Source organism: Alterinioella sp. (assembly GCF_058343375.1).
In genome coordinates this window covers 1-14,035 of the sequence record NZ_JBTUJH010000098.1, presented here as the reverse complement: position 1 = coordinate 14,035, position 14,035 = coordinate 1, and the positions used below count along the sequence as shown (strand labels likewise).

The following is a 14,035-nucleotide window of genomic DNA, read 5'->3' as shown; positions in this document are numbered from 1 at the left end:
TTGAAGCCGATGCCCTTTGCTTTTCGTTTGCTGACCCTGATGTTTCTGGCGCTTGGCGTTCCACATATGGCCGTGGCGCAGACCGACCCCTATGATCCTTATGAGGAGGGGGTCAATCCTGATGACGGGGCCTCCGAGGCCCCGGGCATCCGGGGTGACCGGTTCAACCGGGTGCGCCGCTTCGGCTTCGATACGCCGGAATATATCGTGTCGGGCCCGATTGCCGAATTTGACGCCGCGCGCGCCGCGCTTGTCGCCGCCGGGGCCACGCTGTTGCGCTACCGCGATCTGCCATATCTGGGCCTGCGTCTTGCGATCTATGATTTCGGCGGCACGCTTGATACCGGCACCGCGCAGGATGTGCTGGACGCCAACGCGCCCAACAGCCATGTCGGGTTGAACAATCTCTATTCGCTGGCGCAAAGCCGCCCGCGGGTCTATGCCGCGTCGATGGTGGGGCTTGCCGATGCGGGCAGTTGCGCGCTTGGCCGCCGCCTGTCGATCGGCCTGATTGACGGGCCGGTCGATGTCAGCCACCCGGCGCTGGCGGTGGCAAATGTGATATCGGAAAGCGTGTTGACCGCGTCGGAACAGCCGCCGGATGCAGATCACGGCACCGCAATGGCGGTGCTGATGGTGGGCGAAGATCCGGGCGGCGTGTTCGGCGGGCTGGTGCGGGGCGCTGACCTTTATGCGATTTCGGCCTTTGTCCGGACCGGTTCCAATACCGATTCCGATGTCGAACGCATTGCCACCGCCATCGACCGGCTGCTGGCGCGCGACGTGTGGCTGATCAACATGTCTTTTGCCGGTCCCGAAAACCCGGTCATGGCCGAGGTTCTGGAACTGGCCGCCGCGCGCGGTGCGGTGATGATTGCGGCGGCCGGCAATGACGGGCGCGAACGCGCCGCCTATCCGGCCTCGCATCCCGATGTGATCGCGGTCACCGCCGTCGATGCCGCCTTTCGCCGCTACCGTGCGGCCAATTCCGGGCCCCATATCGAATTTGCCGCCCCCGGCGTCGACCTCTATGTCGCCAACAAGGATGCGGGCGGCGGCTATGCCTCGGGCACCTCCTATGCCGCGCCCATCGTGACCGCGCTGGCGGCCCGTCTGGGCGCGGGCGGCGGCCTGTCGGTTGACGCGCTGCGCGAAGCCTTGCGCAATTCCGCCGTCGATCTGGGCCCCTCGGGGCGCGATGCGGAATTTGGCTGGGGGCTGGTGCGCGGCGGCTGTTGAGACCGGGCGCGCCGGGGTCCGACAAAATCTTTGAACCCTGGCGCGCGCCCATCCGACCCATAGGCAGACCCGCAACAATATCAAGGGACGCCGCCATGACCCGCCTTCTGCCTGCCCTCTCTGCCTTCCTGACCGGCCCCAGGCCGCGCCCGGATTTCGCGGATCTCAGCACCCGCGCCATTCATGGCCCCCGCCATCACGCCGCCACCGGTCCCGGTGCCCGCGCCGGCCTGGCCAATCTGCGCGCCGCCGTCGGGCGCTGACCTTCCCGCTCTGTCCCTCGGCTCGATCCTTTGCCCCCTGTCCCGGTGATCCAGCCATACCTTGCCGGTGCCCATCCCGAAACGGATCGGCACCGGTTTTTTTGTGTCATCGGGGTTGCGCCGGAGAAATTTCATAAAAGGATCAAGAATTTGCGCTTTAATTTGAACCAGAGCGCCCGCCCATGCGACCTATTCCTGTAACGCGCATGAAATGGCGCATCGGGAGAGGAGATCAACAGACATGTCGCGCAGTATCCGGTCCATTCTGACCTTCGCAACGCTCAGCCTGAACTCCGCCTCCTCCGCCTTTGCCCTGGATTTCGGGCAACCGTCGATGGCCTGTTATGGCCAGGTCATTGATGGGCATGACGAAACTGTTTTCACCTATCGCGGCCGTTACTTTTCCTTCCCCTAGGTCGCTTACGGCACTGACCGTCCCTTGTCCCTCGTCTCAGTGCCTGCCCGGTCCTTCCTCCGAAGGGCCGGGCTTTTTCGTGCCGTGCATTTTCCGTGCCGGGCTTTCGCATCATGGCGGAACTGCGTAGACCTGCTTGCATCATGCGCGCTGATATCCAGACCCTGTTCCTGACGCTTGCCCTTGGCGCTGCCGGGGCCGCGTTGGCCGCGATTCTGTCGGTGCCGGCACCCTATCTGACCGGGCCTGCCGCGCTGGTGGCGCTGGTCAGTGTGATGGGGCTGAAAACCCATATCCCGAACCTGCTGCGTGATCTGTGCTTTCTGGTCATCGGCATCGGCATGGGCACCGGCATCAACCCCGACATGCTGGCCGCCGCCACGACCTGGCCGCTGAGCCTGATGGCGCTGACCACGGCGCTGGTGGCGATTTTTCTGGGCGGTGCCGCGGCGTTGGAGCGGTTTTTCCTGTTTGACCGGCTGACCGCCCGGCTGGCCGCCTCGCCCGGGCATCTCAGCTTCGTGTTGTCGCTGTCGGTGGACAGCCATGCCGATATCGGCGTGGTCGCGGTGGTTCAGTCGCTGCGGGTGCTGGCGCTGACCTTGCTGGTGCCGGTGGCCGTGGCCCTGATCAGCGGGGCCGATCTGTCGATGGGTATCCGGTCCGGCGCGGTCATGGCCTGGCCTGCGCTGGCGGTTGTGGCGGGGATTTCTGCAGCACTTGGCTGGCGCTTGAAATGCTTGCGGATCCCGGCCGCCTACCTGCTTGGCGGTTTTGTCATCTCGGCGCTTGGGCATGCCACGGATCTGGCACCGGGGTTGGTGCCGAACTGGCTGGCGCTGCCGTCATTTGCCATCATGGGCACGCTGATCGGCACCCGGTTTTCCGGCACCACCTGGGCGCAGATCGTTCGGGCCACGGGCGCGGCGGCGCTGTTGGCGGGGCTGGCGCTGGCGGCGACATTGGCCGCGGCTCTGGCGGTGCATTGGACGCTTGGCCTGCCGCTGACAACGCTGTTGATCGCCTATGCGCCCGGCGGGCTGGAGACGATGGCGGCCATTTCCGTGATGCTGGAGGCCGACCCCGCGTTTGTCGCCTTTCACCACACGTTTCGGGTGCTGCTGCTGACCTTTCTGGTGCCCGCCTGCCTGCCGCGCGCCCGCGCTTAGGCACCCGTATCCAGCCAGATCGTCACCGGCCCGTCATTGGTCAAGGAAACCTGCATATCGGCCCCGAAGGTGCCGGTTTGGGTGGCCACGCCAAGCCGGGCCAGATCAGTGGCAAACCCTTCATAAAGGCCGCGTGCCAGATCGGGCGGCGCGGCGCGCGAATATCCCGGCCGGTTGCCGCGCGATGTATCGGCGGCCAGGGTGAACTGGCTGACCACCAGAGCCTGGCCGCCAATGTCCAGCAGCGAGCGGTTCATCTTGCCGGCATCATCGCTGAAGATGCGCAGTTTGGCGATTTTTTCCGCCAGCGCGCAGGCGGTTTCCGCAGTGTCGCCGGGCATGGCGCAGACCAGCACCAACAGGCCCGGCCCGCAGCGCCCGATCACCTGCGCCTCGACCGTCACCTGGGCATCAACCACCCGTTGGATCAGCGCCCTCATGTCAGGTCCGCGGCCCAGGGCGGATTGGCACCGGCGCGGCTGACGGTAATGGCGGCGGCGCGGATGCCATAGTCCAGCGCGGCCTGCAACGCGCCCGCTGGCAGATCGGCCAGCGCCGCTTTGGTCAGACAGCCCGCGCCTTGCAGCGAAGCCAGGAACCCGGCGTTGAACGTATCGCCGGCACCGACCGTATCGACCACCGCGACCTTTCGGGCCTCGACAAACAGCGCCCCGGCGGCGGTATGGCCGGTGACGCCTTTGGCACCCTCGGTCAGGCAGAGCAGCTTCGGCCCCTGCGCCAGCACCCGTGCCGCCAGATCGGCCAGGTCGCCATCGCCTTCCAGCCAGCGCAGATCCTCATCCGACAGTTTCACGATATCGGCCGTGGCCAGCATCCGTGCGATACGGGCGCGATAGCGGGGCTCGTCATGGATGAAACCGGGGCGGATATTGGGGTCGATCATCACCGGCAGGCGCGCCGCCTCGCGCAGGCACAGCGCCTCATAAGCCTCGGCGCAGGGTTCCACCGCCAGAGAGATGCCGCCAAAGAACAGCGCCTCGACACCGGGCAGGGTTGCGGGCAGATCACCGGGCGTCAGCATCCGCCCGGCGGTATTTTCATCATAGAAGGCATATTCCGCCTGGCCATCGCGCAGGGTCACGAAGGCCAGCGTCGTGGGCCGGTCAGAGCGGATGGCCAGCCCGTCATCGACCCTGCTGGCCATCAGCGCCTGCTCCAGCCGCAGGCCGAACAGATCGGTCGACAGGCCGCTGAAAAGCCCCACATCCTGGCCCAGACGGCCAAGTGCGACGGCTGTATTGAACACGGCCCCGCCGGGATAGGGGGCAAAGACCGCCTCGCCAGCGGCGCTTTGCCGGGGCAGCATGTCGATCAGGGCTTCACCGCTGCACAGGATCATGGCTCTGGCACTCCTCGGTCATTGTTTGCGCTAACGACATAGCGATCTGCGCGACCCCTGACCAGTATGGACTGCGGCGCGGTCCCCGATGGCGATCCTTTCCGCCCGCGCCGAAGCTCACCCGGAGGCATGCGGGCGGTGCAAAAGCATATTGCGCGTCTCCAATATCCGGCTCAGGGCGGCGGCGTCTTTCATTGGCTGATGGCGGCAAGATATCCGATACCGCCGGCCACGATCAGACCGGCAATCACCGCCAGCGTGATCTTGATGGCGGAATAGGGCCGTTCGCCCTGCACCCGGCCGGTCTGGCCATTGACCACAAAGCGATAGCTTTTGTCGCGGTATTTATAGGCGGCCATCCAGACCGGCAGCAGGATATGCTTGAAGGTGATATCGGACAATTCGGTATCGACGCTGGTAATGCGTTGCCGGTCGCCGCCGATATCAAACTTGATGTCGCGCCGGATCTGGCGGTCCATGATGTCGCGCGCCTCGTCAAAGCCCTCGTCCAGTTGCACGGTATAGCCTTCGGCCCGAAACCCGGCCAGAAAATGCGGCGTATAAGGCTCCAGCGCGGCCAGGGTCCAGGGGGCCAGCCCATCGGTGTATTTCTTGGGCAGCGAGCGCGAGCCCAATACCAGAACATCGTCAAACCAGCGCGCCACCCGGCCGCGCACATTGGACCAGCGGATTTTCTGCACCCGGCGCGATTTGCCATCCGGGCCGCGAACGGTGACATAATAGACGGTGCCGCGCTGGCCGGTATAGGCGCTGCGCGTATCGGCGTCATAGGTCCAGTAGGGCACATAGATGCCATTCAGCTTGCGGCCCTTGCGGGCATATTCCTGCAACCCGTTGGGCGCGAACCACAGCTTGCCCAGCCAGTCGTTCATCTCGTCATGGGCGGTGGCTTCATCCAGTTGAAACGGCAGCACGGCCTTGGGTTTGATATAGCGTTGGGTGCCGGTGTCGATCACCACGGGCGTGGCGCAGAACGGGCATTCGGTGGCGTGAATATCGGGGCTGAATTCCACCTGGGCACCGCAATTGGTGCAGGAGCTGACGCGGATCTCCTCCATCTCGGTATCGGGAAGCGCCGCATTCAGCGCGTCATGGTAATCCAGTTCACGGATGGCGGGCGCGTCGGCCCCAAGGTCGATCTCGACCTCATGGCCGCAAAAGTCGCAGATCATTTTGCCCTCTTGCGGGGCAAAGCGCATGTCCGATCCGCATTGATCGCAGGGAAACCGGTGTTCCTCATTGCCATCGGGGGCCTCAGCCTCGGTTTCGGGCGCGGCAGGCTCGGTCTGGTCGTCCCAGGGGCCGGGCGGCGGGGTGGATCCGGGCGGTGGGGGGGGGATATCGCTCATATCAATCACAAATATCTGGCTTTGGGGCTGGGTCGATCATGCGGGCGCGGCCGCGATCTTGCAACCTTGGATAGCGCCCCTCGCGTTGGGGCACCGGCGGAAGCCCATTGCCCCGGCCGTCCGGGGTCGGGGCTGTGCGGGCAGGGTTGCCGGGGATGACAGCAGGTCAAAGCGCTGTCGGGTCCCGGCCGCCCCGAATATCGCGTGAGGTTCGGCCTCAGACGCCGGGCGGCGGTGGTGGCGGCATGACCGTGAACAATTGCGCCAGTTCAGCCACATCATCGGCCTTTTTCCAGCCATCCTGACCGGCCGTCCAGACATGTGTTTCCCGCGTCAGGGTGCCGGCCGCGGCCATCTGGCCCATCGTGGCCTTGGAAAACGGGCCCTTGGTCTGGCCGTTTTCCGCGACATGCCAGACATGTTCGACCGGCGGCGGCGGTGGCGCGGCGGCGGCGGGCTGCTGCTGCTGCTGCGCGGCCTGCGGGTTCGCGCCCCAGGGGCCACCCATGGCCCCGGCCATCTGATTGGCCATCGCCATCCCCATGCCCATCCCCATGCCAGCCCCCATGCCGCCACCGGCACCATCGGGGTTGTTGGCGGCGGCCGTCATTGCCTCGGCTGCGGAAAACTGGCTGTATTTGGAAAGATCGCCGACCACGCCCATCGATGTGCGCCGGTCCATCGCGGCCTCGACCGCAGGTGGCAGCGAGATGTTCTCGATATAAAGCTCGGGCAATTCCAGCCCGTATTGATCAATGGTGCCGGATATCTTTTCGGCCATCAATTGGCCCAGATCGCCGGTATTTCCGGCCATGTCCAGCACCGGAATGCCGGCGCTGCCGATGGTGCGGGAAAATTCCTGCACGATGATATTGCGGATCTGGAAGGTCACCTCATCGGTGGTAAACTCGCCATCGGTGCCGACGATCTCGGTCATGAAGCGCCCGGCATCCCTGACCTTGACCGTATAGGTGCCAAAGGCGCGGATGCGGGTCGGGCCGAAATCGGGATCGCGCAGCATGATCGGGTTCTTGGTGCCCCATTTCAGATCAGTGAACCGGTTGGTGTTGACGAAATAGATCTCGGATTTGAACGGCGATTTGAACCCGTAGGACCAGCTTTGCAAACTGGTCATGATCGGCATGTTGTTGGTTTCCAGCATGTAAAGGCCGGGGGTGAACACATCGGCCATCTGGCCTTCATGGATGAACACCGCCGTCTGGCCTTCGCGCACTGTCAGCTTGGCCCCGTATTTGATCTCATGGCCTTCACGCTCAAACCGAAAGACCATGGTGTCACGGGTGTCGTCGGTCCATTCTATGACATCGATGAACTGGCCGGAGAGAAAGTCGAATATGGACATGGGCGGTCCTCCTGTTGGGAATACTTGCGCGGGCGCGCTGTTGGTTCAACTCGGGCCACCGACCAGCGCATCGGCAAGCTCGCGCAGGATCGGGCGGGCCTCATCAGGCGTCATGCCGGGGCTCAGCCGATCATCATACAGCATGTTCAGCAACATTTCGTCCTGCGTGGTCAGCAGGGCAAATTCCTCGTCATCATTGAAGATCGAGGGCCGCGCGGTGGGGCTGTCATTGGGCAGGCCGAGGCCCTGGGCAACTTCTTCATGCACGCAGGATTGGCGCAGAAGATCGGGGTGTTCGGTGCGGATGATCGCGATGGCCGCGACATAGACACTGGGGTTGGCGGCCTCCGAAATCGAATAGACCGAGCAGAAATTGAACCGGGGCAGGCTGGTGATCTCGTTGATCGTGGCATCGCTGAGCGACGGCATGATCTGCCTGAGCAGCGGCCCGGCGGCGATCTGTTCGTCGCGGTTCAGATACAGCACGTGGAAATTGCCGCCCGATCCGACCGCGCGGATGCTGTGGCCGGTGACCCGTGCCAGCCGGTCCGCGTAGCGCGACAGAAATTCCCGGTCGGTCGCGCGGATCTCTTCCGAGACCGAGGCCCCGAAATGGGCCTGCAATCGCACCGGGCGGGCCCATCGGCGCAGCACGGCGGGGGTTTGTTGGGCGATGAACCGCCCGCCCGACAGGGTATATTCATCATACAGCGCGATGCGTTCGAAATTGGCCACCAGATTGCGCGCGATAATCGGCGTGTCGGGGCCGCCGCCATCGGTGCGCAGCAGGCCCTGTGCCAAAAGCCGCGCCTGCACGCCCTCATAATAGCGCGCATAGGCCAGGCTTTCGGCGGAGGGCTCGCTCGGCCCCGGGGCCGCCACCGGCGCGGGGGGGCGATGCACCGGCCTGGGCGAGGTGGCCGGTTCGCAAGCCGACAGCACCGCCGCCGCGACCCCCGCACTCCCCATCAGCCAGATCCTTCGCATCGCGTGCCTCCCTTGTGCCGTCAGGATGGCACGGCAGTGGCCATGGTGTCGCCAACGCCGTCGCGCCGCGACGAGGCCGAGGCGAGCGTGTCGCGCAACTCGCTTTCCATCTTCTCCATCTCGACCTCGGCCTCGGCGCGGCGGCGCTTGCCTTCATCGGCGATTTGCAGACTCTCCTCGATGGTGGCGATCAGATCGGCATTGGCCTGTTTGACGGCCTCGATGTCAAACACGCCGCGCTCCATCTCCTGGCGCACGATCTTGTTGCTTTCGCGCAGATTGCGGGCATTCGCGGTCAGCAGCTCATTGGTCAGGTCATTGGCCTCGCGCACCGCAACGGCGGCCTCGGTCGAGCGTTGGATGGTCAGCGCCTGGGCCAGTTGGGTTTCCCAAAGCGGCACCGTGTTGACGAGGGTCGAATTGATCTTGGAGACCAGCGATTTGTCGTTTTCCTGAACCAGCCGGATCGAGGGCAGCGACTGCATGGTCACCTGACGCGTCAGTTTCAGATCATAGACCCGGCGTTCCAGATCATCGCGCGCGGCGCGCAGATCACGCAATTCCTGCGCTTTCATCACCTGATCATCTTCCGGCGCGCTGCCCATTTCGGCCTCTTTGGCGGGGATGGTTTCACTGTCCAGCTCGCGGATCTTTTCTTCGCCAGCGGTGATATAGAGCGCCAGTTCATCGTAGAAATTCAGCGTCTTTTCATAAAGCTGATCGAGCGATTTGATGTCTTTGAGCAGCGTATGTTCATGGGCCAGAAGATTGTCGGTGATCTTGTCGATCTGGGTCTGCACATCCTCATAGCGGGCCAGGAAATTATGGATCGGCCTGGCCTTGCCAAAGAGCTTCTCCCACCAGCTTTGCTTGCGGTTGGGGTCCAGCTCATCGACCGAAAAGCCGCGGATGGTGCCGACGATCTCGCGCAGGGAATTACCCGCCGGGCCGACATCCTTGTTGCGCACGCCCTCCAGCATGGCCTGGCTGATCTGCTGCAATTCTTCTTGTGCCGATGAACCGAAGGTGACGATCGAATTGGTATCGCTCAAATCAAGCTCGGCCATGCGGGTGCGAATCTCCACGGCCGTGGGGGCAGGGGCCTCGGCCAGCGGCACCAGCGCATTTGACGGCTCGGGCAACACCACCGCGGTGATCTCATCCACCATCTGTGCGGCGGCTTCGGCCTGTTCGCGAATGTCTTGGGTCATTATTATATTCCTTATCGGTCAATGGTCAGGCTATCGCGGTTCAACCGGTCGCGCAGCACTTCGATTTCAACATCCAGATCGCTGCGGTCGCTTAGCAACATCCGTCGGGTTCGGGCAGAGAAATTGGTTTCCAGATCATCCAGAAGCGCGACGTAATCGGCGCGCACGGCCGGGTCGCGATTGCGCGCATAGAGATCGGCGAATTTCACCGTCGCATCGCGCGCGCCCTGCAGATAGACGCCCAGATATTTACGCCCCTGGGTCAGGTCGCGAGGGTCTTGCTCGATGGTGCGGAACATATCGCGCGCGGTGGCCTGGAACGCTTCGACGCGCGCCTCCAACTGCCGGTCACCGGCGCGTCTGATGGCGTCGCCCATGCCGTCCAGCAGGGTTTCGGCCGCCTCGACCTTGCGCGCCACCCGGTCGGACTGGAATTTATCAACCCCCTCAAGCCCCTTGTCTTTCAGGGGATCAAGCCCGAACGAGAACAGATGCAGCCCGGCGGCCACCAGCCCGACCAGCGGCGCGGTCAGCACATTCCATTGGCCGCCAAAAATCAGCAGGCCCACCCCCGCCCCGGTCAGGACCGAGGCAAATATCTTGCGCGGGATCGCCGGGCGCCGCGCCACTTTGCGTTCATTATAGGCGTCTTCCGCCCGCACCCCGTCACGCAACAGCCACGCCGCCAGCAACAGCACCGCGCCGCCCGCCAGATCGGTCAGCATTTCGGTGACGGGCTGGAAAAAGGCGGTCAGGAAGACCAAAAGCGGCAAAAGGAACAGGATGTTGATGCGCGCCCCGAACCGGGCCGGGCTGCGGCCACGAAAGCTGGCCTCGACCGGTCGCGCCGTGGGTGCCTGGACATCGTTGGATGCGGGATCGGGGCTGAATTTGCCGCCAAAGCGCTGCGCCATCTCAGATCACTCCGAATCCGCCGAAGATGGCCATCACGATGATGACCACCAGCGCCATGAATGACACCACCCGAAGGCCGTTTGAACTCATGCCTGCACCCCTTTCAGACCGTTACGATAAGCACGCCTCGACATAATAACCAGAGGGTCACTGCCCGGAAACCTCGACGCGGACGGTTTTCGCCTGCGCGCCGCGGGCGCGTTCGGCATCCAGTTTGCGCTGGTAACCGGACTGGATGAACTCGACCGCAAACAGAACCACGACCGCGAAATAGAAGGTGGTTTTCGACATCGGGATCAGCGGATAGCCAAACAGATGAATGGCCATCGCCGGATCATCGGTGGCATGTTCGGCGGCAACGCCGGCCTCGCCCAACAATACCACGCCCACGATCAGCAGGATGAACAGGCCCAGAACCTCATACATCCGGTTCTTCTCCAGAAAGGCGGTGACACCATCGGCCAGCACCAGCATCGCGCCGCCTGACAGCAGGATGGCTATGGCAAGGATCGGGAACACATCGGTGATGGCCAGCGCCGACAGGACCGAATCGAAGCTGAAGATCAGGTTCATCAGCACGATCAGCATCACCACCCGCGCCGCCGATTTGCGGCTCTTTTTGGCCCCCTCGGGGCTCAGGTCATGCATCGTCAGAAGATGGCTGATCTCCTTGACGGCGGTATACATGATAAAGACGCCGCCAAAGACAAACACCAAAGTGGCGAAATTCACGCCGCCTTCGATGATCCCGGTCCAGTTCAACACGAAAAACGGCTCGGCCAGGCTGTCGATCAGCCGGATCATCACGAACAGCAGCACAACGCGCAGCGCGACGGCCAGAATAATGCCCCAGAACCGGACCCTTTTCTGGTATTGCACCGGCGCGCGTTGGCTCTCGATCGAGATATATAGCAGGTTGTCAAAGCCCAGAACCGCCTGCAAAAAACAGAGCATCACAAGGTTGCCGAGGTTCTCGAAAGTCAGAAGATCTGTCATGGTTCAATGCCTTGGGTCTGGGTGTTGTTCACGAAATTGACGTTTCAGCGCGGATTTATCCCCGGTCGCATCGCGCAAACGGGCGGCCAATGCACGGCCTTTTTTCACCCCCGGACGGGCCGAGACCTGATCCAGCCAGCGCGCCATATGGGGTTTGTCCGCCAGCGTCTGCTGCTGGCCTTGCCACAATGATGCCCAGGGCCAGATCGCCATATCGGCAATGGTATAGGCATCGCCCGCCACGAATTCGCACCGCGCCAGCCGCCGGTCCAGCACGCCGTAGAGCCGCGCCGTTTCAGCCCGGTAGCGATCCTTGGCATAGGGCACGTTGATGTCTGCATGCTTCAGAAAATGATGCGCTTGCCCCGCCATCGGCCCAAGCCCGCCCATCTGCCACATCAGCCATTCGGTTACGGCAATCCGGTCGCGCGCGCCCTGGCCGCCGAACCGGCCGGTCTTGGCCGCGAGGTATTGCAGGATCGCGCCGGATTCGAACACCGATACCGGCGCGCCATCGGGACCATCGGGGTCAAGGATCGCCGGCATCCGGTTATTGGGCGCGATGGTCAGGAACTCCGGGTCAAACTGATCGCCCGCACCGATGTCAATCAGATGCGGGCGGTAGGCCAGCCCCATTTCCTCCAGCGCGATGGAGATTTTCCAGCCATTCGGCGTCGGCCAGAAGAACAGATCTATTTCCTGTGTCATCGGCGCAGTTTTCCCCTGTTTTCACGCCGGGGGCAAGCGGCCCCCTTGCCCGTTCAGGCTTGACCACACCCCAGCCAGTCACGTATCCCGGCGGTTGTGGCGATTTGTTACCGGATTGCGGGCCACGTGAAAGAAAACCGCTAAAGAGGTCGCGCATGGTTGACGCCATTGCCCCGACCGTTCACCCGGTGCGGGGCTTTTTTTGGGCCACCCCACCTTGAGGACATGAGAGAGAGACCATGACAAATGGATCAAGACCCCTGCCCGAAAACGTCCACCCGCGCACCCGCGCCATTCATGGCGGCACGCGGCGCAGCCAGTATGGCGAGGTCAGCGAGGCCATCTATCTGACCCAGGGCTTTGTCTATGACAGCGCCGAGGCGGCCGAGGCGCGGTTCATCGAATGCGGCCCCGATGAGTTCATCTATGCCCGCTACGGCAACCCGACCGTGCGCATGTTCGAGGACCGGATGGCGCAGATCGAGGGCACCGAGGATGCCTTTGCAACCGCCTCGGGCATGGCGGCGGTCAATGCCGCGCTGGTCTCGATGCTGCGCGCCGGCGATCATGTGGTATCGGCCAAGGCGCTGTTTGGTTCCTGCCTGTATATTCTGGAAGACGTGCTGATGCGCTTCGGCGTCGAGGTCAGCTTTGTCGATGGCACCGATCTGGGTGCCTGGGCCGCCGCGATCCGACCCGATACCAAGGCGGTATTTTTCGAAAGCATGTCGAACCCGACGCTGGAAGTGATTGACATCCGGGGGGTATCAGACCTCGCCCATGCGGTCGGCGCGATCGTGATCGTGGACAATGTCTTTGCCACGCCGGTCCTGCAACGCTCGGGCGAATTGGGGGCCGATGTGATCGTCTATTCCGCCACCAAACATATCGACGGCCAAGGGCGCTGTCTGGGCGGTGTGATCTGCGCCACCCGGGATTTCATCCGCAAAACGGTGGAACCCTATCTGAAACATACCGGCGGTTCGCTGTCGCCTTTCAATGCCTGGGTGATGCTGAAGGCGCTGGAAACGATGGATCTGCGGGTGCGGGCCCAGGCCGAGGCCGCGCAAAGGGTGGCCGAGGCGCTGCAAGATCTGCCCGGCCTGATTCAGGTCATCTTTCCGGGGCTGCCGGGTCACCCGCAGTATGATCTGAATGCCAGCCAGATGCAGGGCGGCGGCACCATGCTGGCGCTGGAGGTCGCGGGCGGCAAGGCGGCGGCGTTCCGGCTGCTCAATGCATTGCAGATCATCCTGATTTCCAACAATCTTGGCGATGCGAAATCCATCATCACCCACCCCGCGACCACGACCCACCAACGCCTGAGCGACCCGCAGCGCGCCGCACTTGGCATCACCGACGGGCTGTTGCGGCTGAGCGTGGGGCTGGAAGATCCCGCCGACCTGATCGCCGATTTGAAGGGCGCGCTGGCGGCGGCAATGTAACGGTCGGGTCGGAAGAATTTTCCCGAAAATTCTTCGCGCCGGAAAAATCTTGGAAGATTTTTTCGGCCCCGCCCGCCTTCGACGAAACGCGCTGGCCAAACCCGGCTCCTTTCCCTTAAGAAAAAGCACCTGACCGACGCGACGGAAAAAAGTGCCATGAAACCTTTCCTGATCCTGCAACTGCGCCCCGAGGATGAGGCCGCGGATGAAGAATTTTCCAGCCTGATCACCAAATCGGGTCTCAGGGCCGATCAGGTCCACCGCATTCGGCTGGACGTTGAGCCGTTGCCCTCCGATCTGGATCTTGACGCCTATTCCGCCGTGATCGTGGGCGGGGGCCCGGGCTGTGTCAGTGACCCGGTGGAAAAGAAAACGCCGCAAGAGGCCAGGATCGAGGCCGAGATCATGGGGTTGATGCCCGAGATCACCAGCCGCGACATTCCCTATCTGGGTTGTTGCTACGGGCTTGGCATCCTGGCGCATCACCTGGGCGGAGAGGTCAGCCAGCACCGTTATGGCGAAGCGATCGGTGGCGTCGATTGCACCCTGTCCGATGCCGGGGCGGCTGATCCGCTGTTTCAGGGCCTGCCGCGC

At 63.3% G+C, this 14,035-nt stretch carries 15 protein-coding genes and 1 riboswitch; of the genes, 6 read left to right on the top strand and 9 right to left on the bottom strand.

Features of this window, described 5'->3' with window-relative positions; translation table 11 throughout:
• Nucleotides 1–9: 9 nt before the first annotated feature.
• From ACW8PS_RS13735 to ACW8PS_RS13720, 4 genes are all read left to right on the top strand, one after another.
• Nucleotides 10–1,239 (top strand): S8 family serine peptidase, encoded by a 1,230-nt coding sequence (locus ACW8PS_RS13735; protein WP_491528057.1) that lies wholly within the window; start codon nucleotides 10–12, stop codon nucleotides 1,237–1,239.
• A 95-nt stretch (nucleotides 1,240–1,334) separates the two neighbouring features.
• A complete protein-coding gene (locus ACW8PS_RS13730) occupies nucleotides 1,335–1,502 on the top strand; it encodes a hypothetical protein (protein ID WP_491528056.1) in 168 nt (55 codons plus the stop codon).
• Nucleotides 1,503–1,743: 241 nt separating this feature from the next.
• Nucleotides 1,744–1,917 carry a hypothetical protein gene (locus ACW8PS_RS13725; RefSeq protein ID WP_491528055.1) on the top strand — a complete coding sequence of 58 codons (174 nt, stop codon included), beginning with the start codon at nucleotides 1,744–1,746 and terminating at the stop codon, nucleotides 1,915–1,917.
• 143 nt (nucleotides 1,918–2,060) lie between these two features.
• Nucleotides 2,061–3,086 (top strand): AbrB family transcriptional regulator, encoded by a 1,026-nt coding sequence (locus ACW8PS_RS13720; RefSeq protein WP_491528054.1) that lies wholly within the window; start codon nucleotides 2,061–2,063, stop codon nucleotides 3,084–3,086.
• Here the strand turns inward: ACW8PS_RS13720 and dtd are convergent.
• The 9 genes from dtd to ACW8PS_RS13675 all read right to left on the bottom strand — a co-directional run bounded on the left by dtd (nucleotide 3,083) and on the right by ACW8PS_RS13675 (nucleotide 11,996).
• A complete protein-coding gene (gene dtd, locus ACW8PS_RS13715) occupies nucleotides 3,083–3,526 on the bottom strand; it encodes a D-aminoacyl-tRNA deacylase (RefSeq protein WP_491528053.1) in 444 nt (147 codons plus the stop codon). The two genes, ACW8PS_RS13720 and dtd, sit on opposite strands and share 4 nt — an antisense overlap.
• Nucleotides 3,523–4,446 carry a carbohydrate kinase family protein gene (locus tag ACW8PS_RS13710; RefSeq protein ID WP_491528052.1) on the bottom strand — a complete coding sequence of 308 codons (924 nt, stop codon included), beginning with the start codon at nucleotides 4,444–4,446 and terminating at the stop codon, nucleotides 3,523–3,525. The genes dtd and ACW8PS_RS13710 overlap by 4 nt, the downstream gene beginning before the upstream one ends.
• Nucleotides 4,447–4,637: 191 nt before the next feature.
• Nucleotides 4,638–5,816 (bottom strand): TFIIB-type zinc finger domain-containing protein, encoded by a 1,179-nt coding sequence (locus ACW8PS_RS13705; protein WP_491528051.1) that lies wholly within the window; start codon nucleotides 5,814–5,816, stop codon nucleotides 4,638–4,640.
• Between the two features lie 217 nt (nucleotides 5,817–6,033).
• On the bottom strand, nucleotides 6,034–7,179 hold the full coding sequence (locus ACW8PS_RS13700; protein ID WP_491528050.1) for an SPFH domain-containing protein: 1,146 nt from the start codon (nucleotides 7,177–7,179) through the stop codon (nucleotides 6,034–6,036).
• A gap of 45 nt (nucleotides 7,180–7,224) precedes the next feature.
• Entirely contained in the window at nucleotides 7,225–8,166 is a 942-nt protein-coding gene (locus tag ACW8PS_RS13695; protein WP_491528048.1) for a DUF2927 domain-containing protein, read from the bottom strand.
• 20 nt (nucleotides 8,167–8,186) lie between these two features.
• A complete protein-coding gene (locus ACW8PS_RS13690) occupies nucleotides 8,187–9,377 on the bottom strand; it encodes a toxic anion resistance protein (protein WP_491528047.1) in 1,191 nt (396 codons plus the stop codon).
• Nucleotides 9,378–9,388: 11 nt separating this feature from the next.
• Nucleotides 9,389–10,291: a 5-bromo-4-chloroindolyl phosphate hydrolysis family protein gene (locus ACW8PS_RS13685; RefSeq protein WP_491528046.1), complete on the bottom strand. Its 903-nt coding sequence runs from the start codon at nucleotides 10,289–10,291 to the stop codon at nucleotides 9,389–9,391.
• Between the two features lie 148 nt (nucleotides 10,292–10,439).
• A complete protein-coding gene (locus ACW8PS_RS13680) occupies nucleotides 10,440–11,288 on the bottom strand; it encodes a TerC family protein (protein ID WP_491528045.1) in 849 nt (282 codons plus the stop codon).
• Nucleotides 11,289–11,291: 3 nt separating this feature from the next.
• Nucleotides 11,292–11,996, bottom strand: a complete 705-nt coding sequence (locus ACW8PS_RS13675; RefSeq protein ID WP_491528044.1) for a glutathione S-transferase N-terminal domain-containing protein — start codon at nucleotides 11,994–11,996, stop codon at nucleotides 11,292–11,294.
• Between the two features lie 86 nt (nucleotides 11,997–12,082).
• Nucleotides 12,083–12,161: riboswitch (SAM riboswitch) on the top strand.
• Between the two features lie 74 nt (nucleotides 12,162–12,235).
• Here ACW8PS_RS13675 and metZ point away from each other — a divergent pair.
• Together metZ and ACW8PS_RS13665 are read left to right on the top strand one after the other, a co-directional pair.
• Nucleotides 12,236–13,441, top strand: a complete 1,206-nt coding sequence (gene metZ, locus ACW8PS_RS13670) for an O-succinylhomoserine sulfhydrylase (protein WP_491528042.1) — start codon at nucleotides 12,236–12,238, stop codon at nucleotides 13,439–13,441.
• Nucleotides 13,442–13,597: 156 nt separating this feature from the next.
• Nucleotides 13,598–14,035 (top strand): glutamine amidotransferase-related protein (locus ACW8PS_RS13665; RefSeq protein WP_491528041.1); only part of this gene is annotated, 438 nt, incomplete at its 3' end.